The sequence below is a fragment of the uncultured Massilia sp. genome (assembly GCF_913773735.1).
GTDB lineage: Bacteria > Pseudomonadota > Gammaproteobacteria > Burkholderiales > Burkholderiaceae_D > Telluria.
Map to the genome: position 1 here is coordinate 19141 of NZ_CAJYEB010000022.1, position 21615 is coordinate 40755.

Below are 21615 nucleotides of genomic sequence, written 5' to 3' on the forward strand. Positions count from 1 at the left end.
GTCAGGAAAGCGGGGAGAGGGCGGCTGGCGGTCCCTGGCCGGGTGGCATCAGGTAGCCGGGCGCGACGACGAGGATGGGCGCTGGCGCACGCGCCAGCAGGTAGACGACCGCGAGAAAGACGACGAGCAGCAGGGGCGGCGTGGCGGGAACGTCCCCCAGCGCCGGCGCCGCGGCATGGCACGCCGCGCAGTGGTGCCGGACCTTGCCGTCCTCGTGACGGTGCGCCGCCGCCGCCAGGACCTGGAAGGTGAACAGGGCGATGCAGACCAGGACCGCGAGACGGGTCAGCCGCGACAGGGCGCGTGCAGGCGTGGCGGCTTGTTCGATGGCGAGATGCATGGCCTGGATCAGGAAACGATGAATGCGTGCACGACGGATGAAACGACTCCGGCCTGGACGACGGCCGCATCCGACGGCAGTGCGTGGCCGTCGGATCGCCCTAGATAATGCAAGGCATTTGCAATAATAGCGCATGTTCGGCGTGCTTCGCAATACACGGGCGCCGCCGATGCATGCCGTCCCGGCGCTGGCGGCGGCCGTGCCGCCAGCGAGGCGATTTCAACCAGCCGGGTCCCGGCCCCGCCGCTCGCCAGGCTTCAAGCCCGCCACGATGCGCGCCGCGTCCTTCGCGGGCGGCAACCCGAAGGCGCGCGCATATTCGCGGCTGAACTGGGTGGGACTTTCGTAGCCGACGTCATGCGCCGCCCTGGTGACGCTGTGGCCCGTCGCGATCAGGCGGGTCCGGGCCTGCAGCAGGCGGATCTGCTTCTGGTACTGCAGCGGACTGAGCGCGGTCACGGCCTTGAAGCGGCGATGGAACGCCGACACGCTCATCGCCGCCTCTGCGGCCAGTTCTTCCATGCGCAGCGGGCGCGCATAGTCGCGCCGGATGCGCTGGATGACCCGGTTGATCCGCGCCAGGCCGGTATCCGGCATGGCGATGTCGTGCAGCATCCAGCCCATCGGCCCCTGCAGGACCCGGTAGAGGATTTCGCGCTCGTAGGCCGGCGCGAGCGCGGGAATATCGGCCGGGCGCGTCATCAGGCGCAGCATGCGGACCCAGGCGTCCAGCAGCTCCGCGGTCACGGCGGCGACCGAGAACCCGGTCTCCCGGCGCTGCGCGGCGGCGGCATCGGGCAGGTCCGCGAACAGGCCGCCGATCACGGCCGGGGCGAGCGTGAGACTCACCGCCAGGTAGGGCGCGCCGCAGGCGCTGCCGCGCACGACGCCGGCCGCCGGCAGGTCGACGGACATGACGAAATAGGTGGCGGGATCGTAGTGCAGCGTCTGGCCGCCGACCGTCATCGACTTGCTGCCCTGCAGGATCAGGTTGACCATGGGTTCGTAGACGGCCGCCAGTTCATGTTCCGGCACCGCCCCCTGGACCATCGCGACGCGCGGGATGCCGGTTTCGGTGCGGCGGTTGTGCGCGTGGGCGGCCAGCCTGCGCAGTTCGTTCAAGGGGTCTTCCATGGCGTCATTGAACGTCGAAACCGCTCCCGCCGCAAGCACAAAGCAGGATTGGGCAGGATCGAGGGAGGATCAGGCGGGTCGGGGCAGTGCGCCAGACGTATCGTGTGGTCACTGAACGTCAATGGAGGCACACATGGGTATCATCGTCATCACCGGCGGCAGCCGCGGCATCGGCGCCAGCACGGCGCTCGCATCCGCGCGGCGCGGTCTGGGCATCATCCTCACCTACCACCGCGACGCGGATGCCGCGCAGGACGTGGTCCGGCGCATCGGCGACGCGGGCGGCAAGGCGGTGGCCCTCCAGCTGGACGTCGCCGACACCGGCGCCTTCGCCGCGTTCCGCGCGGCGGTGGAACGGGCGCTGCGCGCCACGTGGGGCGAGCGCCGGCTGGCCGGCCTGGTCAACAACGCCGGCTACGGCCTGTACAACCCGATCGAGACCGTCACCGAAGCCCAGTTCGACGGCCTGATGAACGTGCACCTGAAGGGCCCGTTCTTCCTGACCCAGGCGCTGTTGCCGCTGCTGGGCGAGGGGGCCGCCATCGTCAACCTGACCAGTGCGACCACGCGCGTGGCGACGCCGGGCGTGGCGCCCTACGCCACCTTCAAGGGCGGCCTGGAGGTGCTCACGCGCTACATGGCCAAGGAGTTCGGCGCACGCGGCATCCGCGTCAACTCGGTATCGCCGGGGCCCATCCGCACCGGACTGGGGGGCGGACTGAACGCCGAGTTCGAGGCGCTGCTGGCGTCGCAGACCGCGCTCGGGCGGGTCGGCGAACCGGACGAGGTGGCGCGCGTGATCGCCGCGCTGCTGACGGACGACGGCCGCTGGATCAACGGGCAGGACATCGAAGTCGCCGGCGGCTACGTCATCTGAGGAGGCATGCATGCTCGATCACATCTTCCTCACCGTCGGCGATACCGATCGCGCGATCGCCTTCTACGAACGCGTGCTTCCCATCCTGGGGATGACGAGCCGCCTGGACTATGACGGCAAGGCCGGCCCGGCCGGCCATCCCGACCTGAAGGGATTCGGCGGGCGCGGGCGCATGGACTTCTGGCTGCGACAGGGCGCTGCCGCGCCGGGCGCGGTGCACGTGGGTTTCGCCGCCACGTCCGCAGCGATGGTCGACGCGGCGTTCGCCGCGGCCGTGGCGGCCGGCGCGAGCGCGATCCATGCGCCGGGCCCGCAGCGTCACTACGATCCCCGCTACTACGCCGCACAGGTCAGGGACCCGGACGGTTACAGCCTCGAGTTCGTCTACAAGCGCTGGCAGCATGGGGCGTGACGCGATGGCTCATCGGAACGGGCGGCTGCGTAGCGTCGAACGCCTTCGACGTCGACGCCGCGCCGGTGCGGTCCGCGCCGACGCGGTGATCGACGGCCCGTCCAGCGGGCATCGCTTCGCCGGCCATGCGGGCGTCCGGCGCCATGTCGCGGGGTATGGCGTTGCCTCCGCTGGACTTCGGCGTCGCTGTCGACAAGCTGTTGTTCGGGTCCCGTTCCTTCCCGAGGCGTCGATGCGGATGAGGCATCACGGCAGCGTCTTCGCACTGCGCGATCCGTCCGGCCTGGCGGCCGAGCCGGTGTCGAGGCTGGTGCTGCCCGGTGCCGCGTGGCGTTCCAGGCATGCGAACACCAGCATGCCCGCCAGCATGGCGCCGCTGAAGATCCAGGCCTGCGGGCCCCCGGTGGCCAGCGAGGCCAGTGCCGGGCCGGGACAGAAGCCGGCGAGGCCCCAGCCCGCGCCGAATGCCAGCCCACCCAGCACCAGGCGGCGATCGATCGCCGTCGCGGTGGGCGTGCGCATGGGGTCGCCCAGCAGCGCGCGTTCGCGCCTGCCGCCCAGGCCGAAGCCGACCAGCCCGACCATGACGGCGCCGCCCATGACGAAGGCGAGCGAAGGATCCCAGTTGCCGGCCAGGTCGAGAAAGCCCTGGACCTTGGCCGGATCGGTCATTCCCGACAGGATCAGGCCGATCCCGAAGACCAGGCCGGCGAGCGCTGCACTGACGTTCTTCATGGTGCGTTTCCTCCTCAAGCGAGCGCGTGGCGCAGCACGAACACCGTCACGAAGCCGGCGAGCATGAACGACACCGTCGCCACCAGCGAGCGTGGCGAGCGGCGCGCCAGGCCGCACACGCCGTGGCCACTGGTGCAGCCGGACCCGTAGCGGGTACCGATGCCGACCAGCAGCCCGGCCGCCACCAGCATGCCGGTGCCGGCGTCGATCCGTGCCGGGGGCAGGGGCGCGAACAGGCCGTAGGCCAGCGGCGCCGCGACGAGTCCGGCCAGGAACGCCAGGCGCCAGCCGATGTCGCCGCGGACCGGGCGCAACAGGCCGCCGAGGATGCCGCTGATGCCGGCGATCCGCCCGTTCAACAGGAACAGGCCCGACGCGGCCAGGCCGATCAGCAGGCCGCCGCCCAGCGCCGTCCACGGCGTGAAGTGAATGGTGTCGATGTTCATCGTCGGCGACCTCAAGGCTTGTGGCAGAACTGTTGGTAAAGGACGTCCAGCACCGCCCGGGCTTCCTTGCTGGCCAGGCGGTAGTAGATCTGCTTGCCCTCGCGGCGCGTCTCGACCAGCTGTTCCTCGCGCAGCACGCCCAGTTGCTGGGACAGCGTGGGCTGCTGGATACCGAGCACGGATTCCAGTTCGCCGACGCGGAATTCTCCCTGCGTCAATTGGCACAGCAGCAGCAGGCGGTCGGGGTTACCGAGCGCTTTCAGCAGGGCGCAGGCACGGCTGGCCGCTGCCCGCATGTCCGGTAGTGCGAAGGTTTCCTGGTCCTGCGTCATCGCGCGCGCTCCATACGGTAGATCATGAATATATATTATATTATTTAACGATATATATTTCAATAGATTGATCGTGCCGCACGGTCGCTGGCGTGGTCGACGCGGCGCCAGCAATGCGCCCGTGGCGCCGCCTCCGCGCCGTTTCCGATCTGGTGCGCGGACAAGCACACCGTCGCTGGCGCCCGTATCGTGCCGTTCGCTCCCGCCATCCGCCATGTCGTCGCAATGCCGGCACGCCGCCGCCGCGCCGCGCTATCGTTCCGGTTCCACGACTACCGGAGAATTCGCAATGTCCACACCACGACGCCTGGCCGCCGCTTGTCTTGTCCCGCTGGCCGCCATCGGCTGCGCGTTGCAACCCGCGGCGCGCGGCGACGGCGATCCCGCCACGCGGATCGCCGGCGGCCTGCGCCAGCGGATCGCGATCGAGGGCGAGCCCGTGCCCACCTTCGACATCCAGGACCGCCTGCGCCGCTACCATGTCGCTAGCGTCAGCATCGCGGTGATCCGGCGCGGGAAGATCGACTGGGCCGGCGTCCATGCTGTGCCGGCGGCCGGGCCGGTCGACACCGGCACGCTGTACCAGGCCGCCTCGATCAGCAAGGGCCTGACCGGCGTGCTGGCGCAGCGGCTGGCGCGCGCCGGCACGCTGCAGCTCGACACACCCGTGGACGCCTGCCTCGCGCCGTGGCGCCTGCCGGCGGGGCGGCAGGACGCCGCACATCCGGTCACGCTGCGCCGGCTGCTCGACCATACGGCCGGCGTGACCGTGTCCGGCTTTCCCGGCTACCCCGCGGCCGGGCCGGTCGCCAGCGTGACGCAGATCCTCGACGGCGCGCCGCCGTCGCTGACGCCGGCGGTGGAGGTCCGCACGGTGCCGGGCAGCGCCTACGCCTATTCCGGCGGCGGCTACACCGTCGCGCAGGTCGCACTGGAGCACTGCGCGCATGCACCGTTCGCCCGGCTGATGCAGGACGAGGTGCTGCAGCCGCTGGGCATGCGCCGCAGCACCTTCGCCCAGCCGCTGCCGGCCGGCGAGGGCAATCGCGCGCGCGGCCACTATGCGGACGGCAGCGAGGTCGAAGGCGGTGCCCGCATCTATCCCGAACTGGCGGCGGCGGGCCTGTGGACGACGGCAAGCGACCTGGCGCGCTTCGCCATCGGCATCCGCCAGGCGTGGCAGGGGGCGAGCGACTTCCTGACCCGGGACGAGGCGAGCCAGTTCCTGCGGCCCGGCCTGGACAACTACGCCCAGGGCGTGTTCGTGGTGGGAGAAGGCGAGCACAAGCGCTTCATGCATTCCGGCGGCAACGCCGGCTTCAAGAGTACCTACGCGATGTACCTGCAGGAAGGCGATGGCGTGGTCGTGCTGACCGATGGCGACAACGGATCGTACCTGGGCGGCGAGATCGTCAAGGCGGTGGCGGCCGCCTACGGCTGGCCGGACTTCAAGCCGCGCGGCGTGCGGCGCGGGGTGCTGGACGCGACGGTGGCCGCGCGCTACGCGGGCGCCTGGCGGCTGGACCGGTTCGAGGGACGCTTCGCCAACCGCTACGAACTGCGCGCCGAGGGCGACGGCTGGGTGCTGGTCATGCCCGACATCGGACCGACGCGGCTGGTGCCGACCGGAAGCCGCACGCTGGTGGCGCCGGAAACGGGGGAGGAAGTGGAGCTGGCGACGCGGGACGGGCAGGACGTGGTCCTGATCGGCGCAAGGACGGCGCACCGCATCGCGGCGGCGCATTGAGCGCTTCATGCGATCGGCGGGTGCGGGTCGTCCCCGGCCGGCGTGGCGCAGGACCCTGACGAGGCATTACGTGCCATCTGGCGGCCTGCCGCGGGCAGTCGCTTCCCTCGCGCACGGATCCGCGCACGACGCCAGCGGCGCGCGTGCCGGAGCGGATTTCGCCGCGCCGCCGTTCGATCACCTCGCAGGCCGCGACCCCGGCCGGCCGCGCGTGCAAGCTCTGGCGGCGCAGGCGGTGGACGTGGATGTTCAGGTGGGCGACGTCCAGGCCCGGCATCGCCGCCAGTGCGCCGCTGCCGATCCAGCCCTGGCTGCCCGCGTCGAGGCCGCGGCGCGCGTCGTCCATGCGCAGGCGCCAGCGTCGGCAGGCAGTCATGGCGCCCGGGGCCCTCGTCCAGAATTGCCACGTAGATATTTTTGTGGCACTGTCTGGGACTGCGCGCGCGCCATGCGGCGTTTGCGCGGTTCCAGGACATCGAAATAACGGAGAACATCCATGCAGGGAAAACACCTGTTGTGCAGCCTCGCGGGCGCCACGCTCGCCGTCGGCATGACGTCCACCTCGATCGCGGCGGCGCCGGTAGCCCCTGCGCATGCGGCGCCGTCGGCCGCGGTGGCGAGCGTCTACAACCAGCCGCCGAAGGAAATCCTCGACGTGATGCGCGCGCCGGCCCCGCCGTCGCCGTCGCTCAGCCCGACCCGCGACCGGCTGATGCTGGTGACGATGGACGACTATCCGTCGATCGCCAAGGTGGCCGCGCCCTTCCTGCGCCTGGCCGGCGTGCGCATCGAGCCGGGCAACCACGCCCAGCACGATACCCCGGGAGGCTACGGCATCCCGCCGTGCGTCAGCGCGATCGACCTGGTGCAGGTCGCCGACGGCAGGCAGACCGCCGTCAAGCTGCCGGCCGGCGCCTGCCCGCGCCGTCCGGTCTGGAGCGCCGACGGCCAGCGCTTCGTGTTCGAGAACATCGCCACCGACGCGGTCGAGCTGTGGGTGGGCGACGCCAGGACCGGCGCCGTGCGCCGCCTGCCGGGCGTGCGCCTGAACCAGATGTTCGGCGACCAGGTGCAGTGGATGCCCGACCAGAAGACGCTGCTGGTCAAGCTGGTGCCCGCGCAGAAGGCGCCGCCGGTGGCGCCGCCGGGTTCCGACGGCCCCGGCATCCAGGAATCGCTGGGCGCGAAAGGACAGAGCAGCACCTACGAGAACCGCGACACGCTGCGCAACCGCCACGACGAAGCCCTGTTCGACTACTACGGCACCGCGCAGCTGGCGCTGGTCGACGCCGCCAGCGGCAGGATCACCCCGGTCGGCAAGCCGGGCATGTACGAAGAGATCGACGTCGCGCCGGATGGCCGCCACGCGGTGGTGACGGAGATCCGCCCGCCGTATTCCTATGTCACCACCTTCGACCGCTTCCCGAAGCAGGTCGACCTGTGGGACCTGAAGCAGGCCGCGCGCAAGGGGGCCGAGAAGGGCGCCAACAAGGGCGCCAACAAGGGCGCCAATCCGGTGGTGCGCACGATCGCCGCGCTGCCGCTGGCCGACCGCGTGCCGAACCGCGGCGTGCCCGTCGGTCCGCGCAACTTCACCTGGCGCCCGACCGAGCCCGCCACGCTGGTCTGGGCCGAGGCGCTGGACGGCGGCGACCCGAACGCCAAGGCGCCCGAGCGCGACAAGCTGATGATGCTGAAGGCGCCGTTCGATGCCGCGCCGGTGGAAATCGTGCGCACCGAGCAGCGTTACGCGGGCCTGGCCTGGAGCGACAGGGCGGACGTGGCCCTGCTGACCGACTACGACGTCAACCGCAAGTGGCGCCGCACCTGGCAACTGAACGTCGACGACGCGGCGCGGTCGCGCCGGCTGGTCTGGGACATGTCCACCGACGAGCAGTACGCCAACCCGGGTACGCCGGTGCGGCGCCAGCTGGCCAACGGCTTCCACGCGATCCGCGTCGACGGCGACAGCATCTGGCTGGCCGGCGCCGGTTCCTCGCCCGACGGCGACCGTCCCTTCCTCGACAAGTTCGACCTGGCATCGCAGCAGCCGCAGCGCCTGTTCCGCAGCAGCAAGACCTCGTACGAGCAATTCCTCGGCTTCGCCGGCAACGACACCGGCCGCCTGCTGACCTGGTACCAGTCGGCCACGGAGACGCCGAACGCCTTCGTGCGCACGCTGGGCGCGCCGGCCGCTGCCGCGCCGGGCGAGGCGACGGTCGCCTCGTCGGGCGTGGCGCTGACGCACCTGGTCGATCCGGTCCCGCAGGTGCGCGAGATCAAGAAGCGCCTGGTGAAGTACAAGCGCGCCGACGGCGTCGACCTGTCGTTCACGCTGTACACGCCGCCGGGCTACAAGGAGGGCACGCGCCTGCCGACGATCCTGAACGCCTATCCGCTCGACTACGCGGACGCGTCCAAGGCCGGCCAGACCACCGGTTCGCAGGCCACCTTCACGCGCCTGCGCCAGTACCGCCTGCTGCTGCTGTCGGGCTACGCCATCATCGACAGCGCCGCCTTCCCGATCGTGGGCGACCCGCGCAAGGCCTACGACACCTACACCGAGCAGCTGGTGGCCAATGCCAGGGCGGCCGTCGACGAGGCGGTGCGCCTGGGCGTGACCGACCCGGACCGCGTCGGCGTGACCGGCCACAGCCATGGCGCGCTGATGACGGCCAACCTGCTGGCCCACTCCGACCTGTTCCGCGCCGGCGCGGCCACCAGCGGTTCGTACAACAAGTCGCTGACGCCCTTCGGCTTCCAGAACGAGCGCCGCTCGGTGTGGGAAGCGCCGGACGTCTACACCAAGGCGTCCACGTTCTTCTACGCCGACAAGCTCAAGACGCCGCTGCTGATCGTGCACGGCGCCGACGACGCCAATCCGGGCACGACGCCGCTGCAGTCGACCAAGCTGTACGAGGCGATCCGCGGCAACGGCGGCGTCACGCGCCTGGTGATGCTGCCGCACGAGCCGCACTGGTACGCGGCGCGCGAGTCGAACGAGCAGCTGGTGTACGAGATGCTGCGCTGGTTCGACAAGTACGTGAAGAACGCGCCGGCGGGCACGCCGACGGCGAGCCGCTAGGACGCCCAGGGTCTTGCGCTCCAGAAAAAGCTCGCTCCGGCGAGCTTTTTTTGTGGGTACGCTTGCACCGCGCCATGCGTTTCATCCTCCTTGCATGATCCAGGCCAGGGGGCCGGCGCCGCGCCGGCGGATCATGGACACGGGCGCCGCCCGCGGGAACGCTGTCGCTCGTCCCGCAACCCTTCGCATGGAGCAGAACATGAAACAGCGCAACGACGCCGTCGCGACGGCAAGACGTTTCCTGTGCCAGTGGCCGCGCATCCTGGCGGGCGGCCTGGCGCTCGCCGCGGTGGCGGCGGCGGCGCAGTCCGACATCGCAGCCGCCACCGCCGGCGCGGCCGCGGCGGACGCCGGCCGGCCCGCCGCGGCCGCCCTGTACCGCGTGACCAGCCTCGGGCCGGGCGACATCGGGGTCGCCCTGAACGCCAAGGGCCAGGTCGCCTTCACGCACGCGGACCCGTTTGCCGGCGAGCCGACGCGCGCCTGGTTCTACGACGGCGCGCGCAAGCACGAGATCGGCACGCTGGGCGGCACCTTCGTCCGGACCCGCGGCCTGAACGACGCCGGCGAGGTGACGGGCGTCGGCGACACGCCGGCCGGCATCATCCGTTCCTTCGTCTGGAGCCGCCGGCACGGTACGGTGGACGTGGGCACGCTGCCCGGCATGCTCACGTCCTGGGAACCCGTCATCAACAACCGGGGCGTGGTCGCCGGGTACGCCGACGGCGGCACGCGTCCGCCCTGGGCACGCGCGTTCCGCTGGAGCGTGGCCGGCGGCATCGAGGACCTGGGCGTGCTGCTCGACGGCGACCCCGCCAGCTCCTACGCCACGGCGATCAACGATGCCGGCCTCATCGCCGGGACCGCCTGGGCGGGCGGCAGCGACTACCATGCCTTCGCCTGGACCCGCGCCGGCGGAATGGTCGACATCGACACGCTGGGCAACCACCACTCGACCCCGGTCGCGGTGGGCGCCGGCGGCGAGGTGGCCGGCAACCTGACCAATCCCCCCGATAACTACGGCAGCGTGTTCTGGTGGACGCGCCAGGGCGGCATGCGCGACCTCGGCGCCGCCGGCGGGCAGGGCACGAATATCTTCGGCATGAGCCGGGGCGGGCGGATCGCCGGCGTCATCATCTATCCCGACTTCAGCAACCACGCGATGACGTGGACGCGCGCGGGCGGCATGCGCGACCTCGGCACGCTGGGGGGCCATTCCTCGGCGGCCCAGGCCGCCAACGACCGGGGCCAGGTCGTCGGCGTCGCCCTGACGGCGGACGACCGCGCCCATGCGTTCGTCTGGAGCGAGAAGGACGGCATGGTCGACCTGAACACGCGCCTGGCGCGGGCGCCGGCCGGGCTGGAATTGATCACCGCCGTCGCGATCGCCGACAACGGCACGATCGTCGCGTCCTCGAACGCGGGATTGCTCGTGCTGACGCCGTTCACCGCGGGCCCGTGCGGCCACGTGGCCGGGCCGATCGCCGCCGCCGACATGGTCGCGCAGGGGGCGCCGCTGGACGCGTCGCTCGGGTTCGTCACCGACGATGCCGCGGCGCGCTACACTGTCGCCTGGTCCTGGGGCGACGGCACCGCCGAGCGCGTGCGCGGCGTGGGCACCCACGACGGCAGGGGCGGCGCGAGCGCGCGCCACGCCTATGCGGCGCCCGGCATCTACACGATCACGGCGGACGTGCGCGACCAGGCCGGCAACGGCGCCACGGTCGCGCGCAGGGTCGTGGTGCACGCGCCCGCGCCCGGCGCGGCGGCGGGCACGGGGACGGTGATGGTGCCGGCGACGCGGGGCCTGGGCGCGCCGCGGCCGGGCGGCGCGGCGCGGTTCCACTTCGTGACGCCGCCGCCGCAGCAGGCCAGGTCGGCGGGCGCCCGCGGGCGCTTCCTGTTCGACCTGCCGGGATTCGTGTTTGCCAGCGACGACGTCCGGGTGGCGGCGCAGGGGACGGGCGTCCAGTTGGCCGGTACCGGCAAACTCAACGGCGCAAGCGGCTACCGATTTACGGCTACGGCTACGGCGACGGCGGTGGCGGCGACGGCGGCGGCCACGGACCGCGGCGGCCGCGACGGCGCCGCGCGCTTCGGCATCAGGATCTGGCACACCGATCCGCTCACGGGCGCGGACGTCGTCGACCACGACAGCCTGGCCGGCGCCGGCGCGGCCGGACGCGCGCTGTCGGCCGGCCGGATCGTGCTGCAGTGACGGCGGCGCGGCCCGCTCCCGCGCTGCGCCTGTCGCATGACGGTCACAAACCTGTAATTTCCCGCGTCGTTTTGTAATGTTTTGCAAGGCGACGACGGGGCCGACCCGCCCGACTACCGGGGTACGGGCGGCCCATTGTAAAGAAATGTAAGCGCCGCCGGCCCGATCGGTAAGGCAAATCGAATGAAATCATCGACTTAGCGCATTGGCGCCCCATGCTGGCCGTACGTTCTCCCCGCTGCTAGGATGAAACATCGATAACTCAGGGGACATCCATGCAATGCATCGACCGCCAGCCGCCAGCGCCGTCTCCGGCGACGCCCGCCACGTCCACGGGGAGGCCGGCATGGCGGTGAGCATGGACAAGGCGCCGGGCCGCGCCGCCGACTCGCCCCGCGCCGTGATGGTGGGCATGGCCTTCGTCGCGCTGCTGTTCTTCATCCTCGGCTTCGTCACGTGGCTGAACGGCTCGCTGGTGCCGTTCCTGAAGATCGTCTGCGGCCTGAACAATTTCCAGGCCCTGTGGGTCACGTTCGCCTTCTACATCGCCTATACCGTGATGGCGCTGCCCTCCGCCGCCGTGCTGCGCCGCACCGGCTACAAGAAGGGCATGACGCTGGGCCTGGCCGTCATGGGTGCCGGCGCGCTGCTGTTCATCCCGGCCGCGCACACCACGCACTACGAACTGTTCCTGCTGGCCCTGTTCACGCTGGCCAGCGGCATGACCCTGATGCAGACGGCCATCAACCCTTACATCGTTTGCCTCGGGGCGCGCGACAGCGCCGCCATGCGCATCAGCATCATGGGGCTGTTCAACAAGGGCGCCGGCGTCGTCGTGCCGCTGGTGTTTTCCTCGCTGATGCTGGCCGATATCGACCGCTTCTCGCACACCGCCCTGGCGACGCTCGACCCGGCCGCGCGCGAGGGGATGCGCGCGCTGCTGGCGCAGCGCCTGGTGTTTCCGTATGCCTGCATGGCGATCGCGCTGTTCGCGATCATGGCGTTCATCCACGTCTCCAGCCTGCCCGACATCCCGCCCGAGGCCGATGCCGAGGGCGCGCGGGACGGCGGGCGCGGCGGCGTGCTGGGGTACCCGCAACTGGTGCTGGGCGCGCTGGCGCTGTTCGCCTACGTCGGCGTCGAGGTGATCGCCGGCGACACCATCGGCCTGTACGGCCACGAGCTCGACGTCGCCAACTTCGGCGTGCTGACCTCGTACACGATGGTCTGCATGGTGATCGGCTACCTGGTCGGCGTGGTGGCGATCCCGCGCTGGCTGTCGCAGCAGGGCGCGCTGGTGCTGTCCGCGCTGGCCGGGCTGGTGCTCACCGTCGGCGTGGCCACCGGCTCGATGCAGTCGAGCGGCATCGCCCGGGTGCTGCTCGGCTGGAGCGGCGTGCCGCTGGTGCCGGATACCGTGATGTGCCTGGCGCTGCTCGGCCTGGCCAATGCGATGGTGTGGCCGGCGATCTGGCCGCTGGCCCTGGAGGGGCTGGGACGCCATACCGCGAGCGGCGCCGCCATCCTGATCATGGCGATTTCCGGCGGCGCGATCCTGCCGCTGCTGTATGGCCGCCTGGCCGACGTGTCCGGCGCGCGCGGCGCCTACTGGCTGCTGCTGCCCTGTTATGCGCTGATCCTCTGGTACGCCGCGAGCGGCCACAGGAGACGCCGCTGGCGCCGCCCGGCACCCGGCGGCTGACGCGCGCCGCCACCCGCTTTCCACCCGCTTTCCACAATTTTCCCAGCAGGACTTGTCCACGGCGGCGCCGTGCGGCCCACCATTTTCAAAAAAACAGGAGCATTCGCATGTCCGTACCCAGCACCAGGAAAACCCTCATCAGCATGGCGGTCGCCGGCGCCTGCAGTTGCGCCGCCTGGCCGGCCCTGGCCCAGCAGGACGGCGCCGTCCCCGCCGCCGCGCCCGTCGCGCAGGCCGACCAGAACGCCATCCCCGAAGTGGTCGTCACCGCCACCCGCCACTCGACCTCGCTGCTCAAGACGCCGGTGGCGATGACCGCCGTCACCCAGGACGAACTGACGCGCAAGGGCATCACCGACATCCGCGGCCTGAGCGGGGAGGTGCCCAACCTGCAGCTGGGCAGCGCCACCGACGGCAGCTCGGGCGTGAAGATCTCGATGCGCGGGGTGAGCAGCAACGACTTCACCGAGATCGGCAACCCGGCCGTCAGCCTGCACGTGGACGGCATCTATACGCCGCGGCCCCAGTCGGCGCTGTCGCTGCTGTTCGACCTGGAACAGGTCGAGGTGCTGCGCGGCCCGCAGGGCACGCTGTTCGGCCGCAACGCCACCGGCGGCAGCATCAACATCATCCCGGCCAAGCCGGAATTCGGCTCGACCTACGGCCATGGCACCGTCACGCTCGGCAACGACGACCTGCGCCAGGTGACGGCCGCGCAGAACATCCCGGTCAGCGACAACTTCGCGATGCGCGCCACGATGATGGTGATCAAGCGCGACAGCTGGCTGAACCAGCAGCAGGATTTCTATGCCGCGAATTTCCCGCAGTTCGGCATCGTGCCGGCGCGCGACGCGTCCGGCAACGTCATCCCGGACGTCAACCAGCGCCACAACCGCAAGGTCGGCGCCGACGAGGCCTACGGCAACAAGGACGAGTGGGCGGCGCGCCTGCAGGGCCGCTGGCGCGTGACCGACGCCCTGCAATGGCTGGGCACCTACGAGCGCTACACCAACAAGGGCGCCGGCGACATCGCCCTCAAGGATTGCAGGATGGCCGCCGGCACGGCGTACGCCTGCCCGGGCAGCCAGTGGGACGTGAAGATCAACGTGCCTGGCGAACTCGACTGGAGCATCGACACCTGGCGCAGCCGCCTGACCTGGTCGCCGTCGGCCAGCACGACGGTCGAGTGGAACGCCTCGTACGCGGTACAGAAGCGGCGCCAGATCCGCGACGGCGACGCCGGCTACCAGCCGCTGGCCAGCGACATCGACATCTACGGCGGCATCCTGAACGACACGGCCACCTTCACCAATTCGTCCAAGTTCAAGACCACCGTCAACGAACTGCAGTTGCGCGGCGAACACGGCAGCCTGCGCTACGTGACCGGCCTGTTCTGGATGCACGAGAAGAACGCCATCGAATTCGGCGAGGACGACATCTCGTCGATGGTGCAGGTGCCGGGCCAGCCCTACTACTACCTGTACAGCCAGACCGACCGCCAGTCCGATTCCAGGGCGGCGTTCGGCCAGGTCGACTGGGCCTTCGCGCCGAAGTGGAACCTGACGGTGGGCGGGCGCATGACGCGCGACGTGCGCGAGGACAGGGACGGCAAGTTCTACGATTCGGGCACCGTCGGCGATCCGTACTCCTACTTCAACGGCCAGTACACGCCGGTGCCGGGGCGCTACTTCAACAGCGCCGACCTGAAGCCGGGCATGGGCGCCTACTACGGTGTCAAGGGCCTGAACCCGGCCATCGTCCCGGACGTCAGCAACAACCGCGACGCCTGGAACAAGTTCACCTGGCGCCTGGGCGTGAGCTACCAGCCCACCGCCACCGACTTCCTGTATTCCTCGCTGGCCACCGGCTACAAGGCCGGCGGCTTCAGCGACAAGCAGAACATCTGCGCGCGCGGCCTGAACGGCAACTGCGCCGACATGACGCCGGGCCCGCACTACACCTTCCTGCCGTGGAAGCCGGAAACGCTGACCAACTTCGAGATCGGCTACAAGGGCCGCATGCTGGACAACCGCCTGGCCGTGTCGGCCACCGCGTTCTACAGCCGCTACAAGGACATGCAGATGACCGGCGCGGTCCAGATGGGCAAGATCATCCCGGCGATTCCCTGCACGGCCGCCAACCCTGCCTGCGACGCGGCCGTCCTGTACGGCACCACCAATGCCGCGCGCGCGACGATCTCGGGCCTGGAACTGGAAGGCAAGTACCGGCCGTGGACGGGCGCCCAGCTGAACTTCGCCTATTCGCACCTGCGCGCCAAGGTGACGTCGTATCCGGACTACGTGCAGACCTGGCGCGACGTGCCCTGCGCGCCGTTCCGCGAGACCTATGGCGTGCCGGCCTGCGTGCGCTATACCGGGCCCAATCCGAACCTGGTCGGCAAGTTCCCCTACGACGTGGTCGGCAACGACCTGCCGAACGCGCCGCACAACACGCTGCGCCTGGAGGCGTCGCAGGACGTGATGCTGCCGAACGACTACATGCTCACGCCGCGCCTGTCCGCGCGCTGGCAGGACAAGATGTACTTCAGCATCCAGAACCTGGACAACCCGCACATCGGCAATATGCAGAAGGCCTATGCGACCTACGACGCCTCGGTGCGCCTGACGGCGCCCAGCGGCAAGTGGCATGCGGAGCTGTACGTCAACAACCTGAGCGACGTCTTCGCCAAGAACAATGCGCGCATCGTCGACCCGGGCTACGTGATCGGCCAGTACAACGACCCGCGCATGTTCGGCGTGCGCGTCGGCGCCGACTGGTAAGGCAAGCCACGGCATGATGCGGTACCCGGCCGCCGCCGGCGGCCGGCAAGCGGTTCTCGACGAGGAGGCGACGATGCGTGAGGTGAACGGGAAGGTGCGTGGATGGAAGGTGGAGGCGCTGGGCGCGGGACTGGCGCTGCTGGCCGGATGTGGCGACAACGGGCCAGGCGCCGCGGCGCCGCGGGCGAACCTGCTGGCCGCATCGGTGGCTGTGCAGGCGTCGCCCTGGCCGGTCTGGTCCGGCCTGGACTTCCCGTACGACGAGCCGCCGCTGGCGGCGGCGCCGGCGGTGACGTTCGGCGTGTCGCAACTGACGCAGGCGGCGGCGCAGACCACGTGGCGCGGGGCGCACACGCTGGCGCCCGGCAGCGTGCAGGACTACCGGATCGGCGTGTTCCTGCACGGCGACGTGTTCTACTGGCAGGCCGACGCCACGGCCACGATCGCCGCCAACGGCACCTTCACCGTCACGATCCCGCGCACGGTGGGCAATGCCGACCGCGCGGTGCTGATCCTGTATCCGGACGGCGCCAGTCCGCTGTCCGCGTCCAACTGCAACGCGGCGGCGGGCACGTGCAGCGGTCGCGTCACCAGCGCGACCAAGCTGTCGCTGCCGCTCGACCCGGCCACCTTGAGCGCCTACACGGCTTCCTACTTCCCCGCGGCCACCACTTCCGCCAACCCGCAGATCGCCGGCCTGCAGGCGCTGATGAACACCGACACCATCGACGGTGGCCCCTACGGCGCCGGGAAGCTGGTGCGCAGCTTCCGCGACATGGATTCGGCCTTCCTGTACGACCAGGCGCTGGCCGTGATCGCCTTCAGCCTGGCCGGCGACCAGGCCCATGCCGACCTGGTGCTCAACGCCATGGCCAGGCTGCAGGGGCCGTCCGGCGCCTGGGTGTTCGCCTACCTGACCGACGGCAGCGACGCCAATCCGGGCGTCGACATGCGCATCGCCGGCGCCAATGCCTGGCTGGGCATCGCGCTGAACACCTACCAGAAGGCGTTCGACAGCACCAGATACCTGGCCATGTCGAAGAAGCTGCACGACTACCTGCTGGGCGAGCTGGTGGGCATCACCGTCAACAACGCGGCGCGGCGCAGCCTGCGCTTCGCGCCCACCAACTACGTGGCGGGGCGCGCGGGCATCCATGCGCTGGAACACCAGCTCGACGCCTACGCCAGCATGCACCAGTACCACGCGCTGAACGGCGGCAGCCAGTACCTGGCGGCGGCCAACGACCTGCGCGCCATGGCGGAGAGCCTGTGGAACGGCAGCCGCTTCCTCGGCGGCTACGACGCCAACACGAATACCCTGAACACCAGCGAACGCTATCTCGACAATTATTCGTGGTCGGTGCTGGCGCTGGGGAACACGGGCAGCAGCGGCCAGAACTTCGCCGCCGCGCTGCCGGCCATGTGCGACTATGTCACGGCGACCGGCAGGCTGGATTACCCGTCGCGCAAGGTCACCGGCATCGTCGGCTTCTACGACGCGATCTACGACGGCGCGCCGTCGTCCGCGCCGTTCGTGTGGAGCGAGGGCAGCCTGGGTGCGATCATGGCCATGCGCCAGGGTGCGCCGGGCATGACCTGCGCCGGCAACACGGCCGACGACATGCTCGAATCGCTGAACTACATGGCCGGCAAGCTGCACGCCATGCCCTATGCGACGCGCAACGGCAACGCGGACTTCACCAGCTCGGGCAGCGTCGCCGGCACGGCCTGGCAGTACTTCGCCCTCCAGCGCAAGAACCCGTATGCGCATTTCTGAGGCCGCGCCGATGCTAAGATCGGGCCATCGCCATGATTGAAGGGAGCGCGCGGATGGGGCTGCGCCGGCTGTCGGGATACGTCTTGCACATCGCGTCGGCGCTGGCGCTGGTTCTGATTCTGGCGCTGGTGCAGGCGCCGGCGCCGGCGCGCGCCGGCACCCTCGTCATCGAGAGCTGGCGCGTGGACGACAAGGCGCTGTGGGAGCGGGTCCTGATTCCGGCGTTCCGGCGCACGCACCCGGACATCGAGGTGACCTTCGCGCCCACCGCGCCGACCGACTACGACGCCAGCCTGGCCGCGCGCCTGGCGGCCGGTGGCGGCGGCGACCTGGTGGCGTGCCGGCCCTTCGACGTCTCGCTGTCGCTGTACCGCAAGGGCTACCTCGAAAAGCTCGACGGCACGCCCGGCATGCAGAACTTCGCGCCGGGCGCGATGGTGGCCTGGCAGACCGACGACGGCAAGGACACCTTCTGCATGCCGGTCGCCTCGGTGATCCACGGCTTCTTGTACAACAAGGCGATCTTCCGCCGGCTCGACCTGCAACCGCCGCGCACGGTCGACGATTTCTTCGCCGTGCTGGAACTGTTGAAGAAGGCCGGCGTGACGCCGCTGGCGCTGGGCACGGCGGAGCGCTGGGAAGCCAGCCAGATCGTCTACACGAACATCGGCCCGAACTTCTGGCGCGGCGAGGAGGGACGGCATGCGCTGATCGCCGGGCGCATGAAGCTGACCGACGCGCCCTTCGTCGAGGCGCTGCGCTTCGAGGCGCGCCTGGGCGGCTACCTGGGCAAGGACGCCGCCACCCGGACCTACCGCGACAGCCAGGCGCTGTTCGCCGCCGGCCGGGCGGCCATCTATCCGACCGGGTCGTGGGACATCGCGCGCTTCGGGCAGGGCGGCCAGGCCCCCGGCCTGGAACTGGGCGCGTTCGCGCCGCCGGTGCGCAGGAACGGCGACGCCTGCTTCATCTCGGACCACATGGACCTGGGCATCGGCATCAACCGGCGCGCGAAGAACAAGGAAGACGCCTGGCGCTTCCTGGCCTGGGTCGGCTCGCAGGAATTCGCCGACCTTTATACCAACCGCCTGACCGGCTTCTTCACGCTGTCGAACCACCTGATCGCCGTGCGCGACCCGCTGGCCAAGCAGATGGCCGGCTGGCGCAACGACTGCGCGTCGACGATCCGCTTCAACGCCCAGGTGCTCAACCGCGGCCAGCCGAGCATGGAGAGCGAACTGTGGGACGTGAACGCGCAGGTAGTGAACGGCAGCCTGGCGCCGGAGCAGGCGGCCGCGCGGCTGCAGGCCGGCTTCGCCAGGTGGTACAAGCCGCAGCAACGATGATGTTTTCCTTGGAGAGAGACTTGGGTAATCCGAAACGATACGGTGGCGTCGCGCTCGCGGCGCTCCTGGCGCTGGCGCCGCTGGCGCAGGCGGGAATGCAGGACACGACGCCGGCAGGCCATGCGGCGCCCGGCGCCGCCACACACTACGCCGACGGCGCCAGGCTGCGCATGCGCTGGGAATTGCAGCGCAACCTGTTCGGCCCGCAGGCGCCGGGCGGGCGCTCGCAGGCGCACCTGGTGCTGACCAACGGCGATACCCGTCCGCTGCCGGCATCGGGCTGGTCGCTGTACTTCAATTGCATGGATGGCGTCGAGACGGGCGCACTGGCCAGCGGCCTGGTCATCGAGCAGGTCGCCGGCGGCCTGTTCCGCCTGCGGCCCGGCCCGGACTTCCGCGGCCTGGCGCCCGGCGCCACCCTCGACATCGTCTACTACCACCCGAACCTGGTGATCAAGCTGGGCAAGGCGCCGCTCGGCCCCTACCTGGTCTACGATGCGGCGCCCGGCGTGGGCACGGCCATCGGCGACTACCGGCTGCTGCCCATCACGCGGCCGGAACAGATGGACAAGGGCGACAGCGGCGAGAAGCCGGTGGTGACGCCGCAGGAGACCTATCGCAGCAATACCGGCACCGCCGTGCTGGCGGCGGCCGACGTGCCGCCGGTGCTGCCCACTCCGCTGCAGTGGCGACGCGGCGCCGGCACGCTGGCGCTGGCGGCGCGGCCCACGGTGTCCGCTCCTGCCGCGCTGGCGAACGAGGCGGCGCTGGCGCGCGCGCTGCTGGCGGCGAACCTGCCGGCCGCGCCGGCCACGGGCGGCCCGGCGCTGCGCCTGGCCGTGGGCAAGGTGGCCGGCCAGTCCTCGCCCGAAGCCTATTCGCTGTCGATCCGCGCCGAGGCGAACGCCGAAGCGGGCATCGACATCGTCGGCAACAGCGCGGCCGGCGTGGCCTACGGCCTGCAGACGCTGCGCGACCTGCTGCCGCTGCCGGGGGAGGGCGGTCCGGCGCCGGCGCTGGCGGAAATCGAGATCGTCGACGCCCCGCGCTTCGGCTACCGCGGCTTCCAGCTGGACGTCTCGCGCAATTTCCACACCAAGGAAACCGTGTTCAAGTGGCTCGACCTGATGGCGCGCTACAAGCTGAACCGCTTCCACTTCCACCTGACCGAGGACGAGGGCTGGCGCCTGGAAATCGCCGGCCTGCCGGAACTCACCAGCATCGGCGCGGTGCGCGGGCACAGCGACCGCCCCGGCGTGCGCCTGCAGCCGGCCTACGGTTCCGGCCCCGACCCGAAGGACCCGCACGGCAGCGGCTACTACAGCCGCGCCGACTACATCGAGATCCTGCGCTATGCGCACGCGCGCCACATCGAGGTGATTCCCGAACTCGAGATGCCGGGCCACGCGCGCGCCGCCGTGCAGGCGATGGAGGCGCGCTACCACCGCCTGAAGGCCGCCGGCGCCAGGGATGCCGGCAAGTACCTGCTGAACGACTTCGACGACCGCTCCGTGTACAAGTCGCCACAGCTGTACAACGACCACGTGATGAACCCGGGCCTGGATTCGACCTTCGCCTTTATCGACCACGTGGTCGCGCAGGTCGTCGCGCTGCACCGCGAGGCCGGCGTGCCGCTGCACACCATCCACATGGGCGGCGACGAACTGCCGACCGGCGCCTGGGAGCGCTCGCCCGCCGCGCAGGCGCGCATGGCGCGCGACAAGCTGGAGAGCACGGCCGACCTGTGGGATGATTTCTACGACCGCGTCGACGGCATCCTGCGCAAGCACGGCCTGTACACCTCGGGCTGGGAAGACATCGCGGTGCGCAAGACCACGCTGCACGGCCGTCCCAAGCAGATCCCCAACCCGCGCTTCGCGCAGCGCGGCTTCCATGCCTGGATCTGGAACAACACGGCGGGCGCCGAGGACTTCGCCTACCGCCTGGCCAATGCCGGCTACGACATCGTGCTGGCGCCCGTCACCAAGATGTACCTGGACATGGCCGCCAATCCGAATCCCGACGAGCCGGGCGTCAACTGGGGCGCCTACATCGAGCTGGCGGACGTCTACGACTTCATCCCGTTCGACTACCTGAAGAACGCCGACGCGGCCACGCGCAGCGGCAAGGACGGCCTGACCGACTACGGCAAGCGCCGCGTGCGCGGCCTGGAGGCGACGCTGTTCACCGAGACCGTGCGCGATCCGGCCCTGATCGACTACATGGTCATGCCGCGGCTGCTGGCGGTGGCGGAGCGCGCCTGGGCGCCGGATCCGGCCTGGGCCACCGAGGCCGATTCCGCCAGGGCGCGGGCACTGCACGACGCCGCCTGGTCGGGCTTCGCCAACGCGCTGGGCCGACGCGTGCTGCCGCGCCTGGACCTGGACGGCAGCCGGGTCGCCTACCGCATCGCCCCGCCGGGCCTGGTGGTCGACGGCGAGCGGGTGCTGGCCAACCATGCGCTGCCCGGCATGCGGCTGCGCTACACCAGCGACGGCACGCTGCCCACGGCCGCCAGCAAGCCGGTCGACGGGCCGATCCTCGAGCGCGGCACGATCCAGGTGGCGGCGTTCGACCGCAACGGCCGGCGCGGCCACGTGGCGCGCATCGAGCGGCCGTGAACGGGGATGGCCGGCGGCGTTCGCGCCACCCGCGATGGGTACGGGCGTCTTCGCTATAATCGG

15 protein-coding genes are annotated in these 21615 nt (G+C 70.6%); 10 read left to right on the forward strand and 5 right to left on the reverse strand.

What is annotated here, in order from left to right; all coding sequences use genetic code 11:
* Window position 1 precedes the first annotated feature (1 nt).
* Both QZ749_RS08905 and QZ749_RS08910 read right to left on the reverse strand, forming a co-directional pair.
* The gene (locus QZ749_RS08905; RefSeq protein WP_296945622.1) at window positions 2-340 is read right to left on the reverse strand and encodes a hypothetical protein; all 339 of its coding nucleotides are present in this window, start codon (window positions 338-340) and stop codon (window positions 2-4) included.
* Between the two features lie 219 nt (window positions 341-559).
* Window positions 560-1462, reverse strand: coding sequence for an AraC family transcriptional regulator (locus tag QZ749_RS08910; protein WP_296945624.1), 903 nt, complete (start codon window positions 1460-1462; stop codon window positions 560-562).
* Window positions 1463-1607: 145 nt separating this feature from the next.
* Between QZ749_RS08910 and QZ749_RS08915 the strand changes: the two genes are divergently transcribed.
* Together QZ749_RS08915 and QZ749_RS08920 are read left to right on the forward strand one after the other, a co-directional pair.
* On the forward strand, window positions 1608-2351 hold the full coding sequence (locus QZ749_RS08915) for an SDR family NAD(P)-dependent oxidoreductase (RefSeq protein WP_296945626.1): 744 nt from the start codon (window positions 1608-1610) through the stop codon (window positions 2349-2351).
* A gap of 10 nt (window positions 2352-2361) precedes the next feature.
* Window positions 2362-2763, forward strand: coding sequence for a VOC family protein (locus QZ749_RS08920; RefSeq protein ID WP_296945627.1), 402 nt, complete (start codon window positions 2362-2364; stop codon window positions 2761-2763).
* A 246-nt stretch (window positions 2764-3009) separates the two neighbouring features.
* On the opposite strand, the gene QZ749_RS08925 is transcribed toward QZ749_RS08920, so the two are convergent.
* The 3 genes from QZ749_RS08925 to QZ749_RS08935 are packed head-to-tail and all read right to left on the reverse strand — an operon-like array spanning window position 3010 to window position 4276.
* The gene (locus tag QZ749_RS08925; RefSeq protein WP_296945628.1) at window positions 3010-3498 is read right to left on the reverse strand and encodes a YeeE/YedE family protein; all 489 of its coding nucleotides are present in this window, start codon (window positions 3496-3498) and stop codon (window positions 3010-3012) included.
* 14 nt (window positions 3499-3512) lie between these two features.
* Window positions 3513-3944, reverse strand: a complete 432-nt coding sequence (locus QZ749_RS08930) for a YeeE/YedE family protein (protein WP_296945629.1) — start codon at window positions 3942-3944, stop codon at window positions 3513-3515.
* 11 nt (window positions 3945-3955) lie between these two features.
* On the reverse strand, window positions 3956-4276 hold the full coding sequence (locus QZ749_RS08935) for a metalloregulator ArsR/SmtB family transcription factor (RefSeq protein WP_296945630.1): 321 nt from the start codon (window positions 4274-4276) through the stop codon (window positions 3956-3958).
* 289 nt (window positions 4277-4565) lie between these two features.
* Between QZ749_RS08935 and QZ749_RS08940 the strand changes: the two genes are divergently transcribed.
* The 8 genes from QZ749_RS08940 to QZ749_RS08975 all read left to right on the forward strand — a co-directional run bounded on the left by QZ749_RS08940 (window position 4566) and on the right by QZ749_RS08975 (window position 21552).
* Entirely contained in the window at window positions 4566-6023 is a 1458-nt protein-coding gene (locus QZ749_RS08940) for a serine hydrolase (RefSeq protein ID WP_296945632.1), read from the forward strand.
* A gap of 496 nt (window positions 6024-6519) precedes the next feature.
* Window positions 6520-9108 (forward strand): prolyl oligopeptidase family serine peptidase, encoded by a 2589-nt coding sequence (locus tag QZ749_RS08945; protein WP_296945634.1) that lies wholly within the window; start codon window positions 6520-6522, stop codon window positions 9106-9108.
* A 199-nt stretch (window positions 9109-9307) separates the two neighbouring features.
* Window positions 9308-11326, forward strand: coding sequence for a PKD domain-containing protein (locus tag QZ749_RS08950; protein WP_296945635.1), 2019 nt, complete (start codon window positions 9308-9310; stop codon window positions 11324-11326).
* A 280-nt stretch (window positions 11327-11606) separates the two neighbouring features.
* Window positions 11607-13028 carry a sugar MFS transporter gene (locus QZ749_RS08955; RefSeq protein ID WP_296945637.1) on the forward strand — a complete coding sequence of 474 codons (1422 nt, stop codon included), beginning with the start codon at window positions 11607-11609 and terminating at the stop codon, window positions 13026-13028.
* 107 nt (window positions 13029-13135) lie between these two features.
* Window positions 13136-15808, forward strand: a complete 2673-nt coding sequence (locus QZ749_RS08960; protein ID WP_296945638.1) for a TonB-dependent receptor — start codon at window positions 13136-13138, stop codon at window positions 15806-15808.
* A 73-nt stretch (window positions 15809-15881) separates the two neighbouring features.
* Window positions 15882-17585 carry a hypothetical protein gene (locus tag QZ749_RS08965; protein WP_296945639.1) on the forward strand — a complete coding sequence of 568 codons (1704 nt, stop codon included), beginning with the start codon at window positions 15882-15884 and terminating at the stop codon, window positions 17583-17585.
* Window positions 17586-17638: 53 nt separating this feature from the next.
* On the forward strand, window positions 17639-18931 hold the full coding sequence (locus QZ749_RS08970) for an ABC transporter substrate-binding protein (RefSeq protein WP_373896808.1): 1293 nt from the start codon (window positions 17639-17641) through the stop codon (window positions 18929-18931).
* A 20-nt stretch (window positions 18932-18951) separates the two neighbouring features.
* Complete coding sequence (locus tag QZ749_RS08975) at window positions 18952-21552, forward strand: family 20 glycosylhydrolase (protein WP_296945641.1); 2601 nt, start codon at window positions 18952-18954, stop codon at window positions 21550-21552.
* Window positions 21553-21615 lie beyond the last annotated feature (63 nt).

Bases quoted from the DNA above. Each gene is read 5' to 3' on its own strand.
- QZ749_RS08905 (WP_296945622.1), bottom strand. From the start codon at position 340: ATGCATCTCGCCATCGAACAAGCCGCCACGCCTGCACGCGCCCTGTCG.
- QZ749_RS08915 (WP_296945626.1), top strand. From the start codon at position 1,608: ATGGGTATCATCGTCATCACCGGCGGCAGCCGCGGCATCGGCGCCAGC.
- QZ749_RS08920 (WP_296945627.1), top strand. From the start codon at position 2,362: ATGCTCGATCACATCTTCCTCACCGTCGGCGATACCGATCGCGCGATC.
- QZ749_RS08925 (WP_296945628.1), bottom strand. From the start codon at position 3,498: ATGAAGAACGTCAGTGCAGCGCTCGCCGGCCTGGTCTTCGGGATCGGC.
- QZ749_RS08930 (WP_296945629.1), bottom strand. From the start codon at position 3,944: ATGAACATCGACACCATTCACTTCACGCCGTGGACGGCGCTGGGCGGC.
- QZ749_RS08935 (WP_296945630.1), bottom strand. From the start codon at position 4,276: ATGACGCAGGACCAGGAAACCTTCGCACTACCGGACATGCGGGCAGCG.
- QZ749_RS08940 (WP_296945632.1), top strand. From the start codon at position 4,566: ATGTCCACACCACGACGCCTGGCCGCCGCTTGTCTTGTCCCGCTGGCC.
- QZ749_RS08945 (WP_296945634.1), top strand. From the start codon at position 6,520: ATGCAGGGAAAACACCTGTTGTGCAGCCTCGCGGGCGCCACGCTCGCC.
- QZ749_RS08950 (WP_296945635.1), top strand. From the start codon at position 9,308: ATGAAACAGCGCAACGACGCCGTCGCGACGGCAAGACGTTTCCTGTGC.
- QZ749_RS08955 (WP_296945637.1), top strand. From the start codon at position 11,607: ATGCATCGACCGCCAGCCGCCAGCGCCGTCTCCGGCGACGCCCGCCAC.
- QZ749_RS08960 (WP_296945638.1), top strand. From the start codon at position 13,136: ATGTCCGTACCCAGCACCAGGAAAACCCTCATCAGCATGGCGGTCGCC.
- QZ749_RS08965 (WP_296945639.1), top strand. From the start codon at position 15,882: ATGCGTGAGGTGAACGGGAAGGTGCGTGGATGGAAGGTGGAGGCGCTG.
- QZ749_RS08970 (WP_373896808.1), top strand. From the start codon at position 17,639: ATGGGGCTGCGCCGGCTGTCGGGATACGTCTTGCACATCGCGTCGGCG.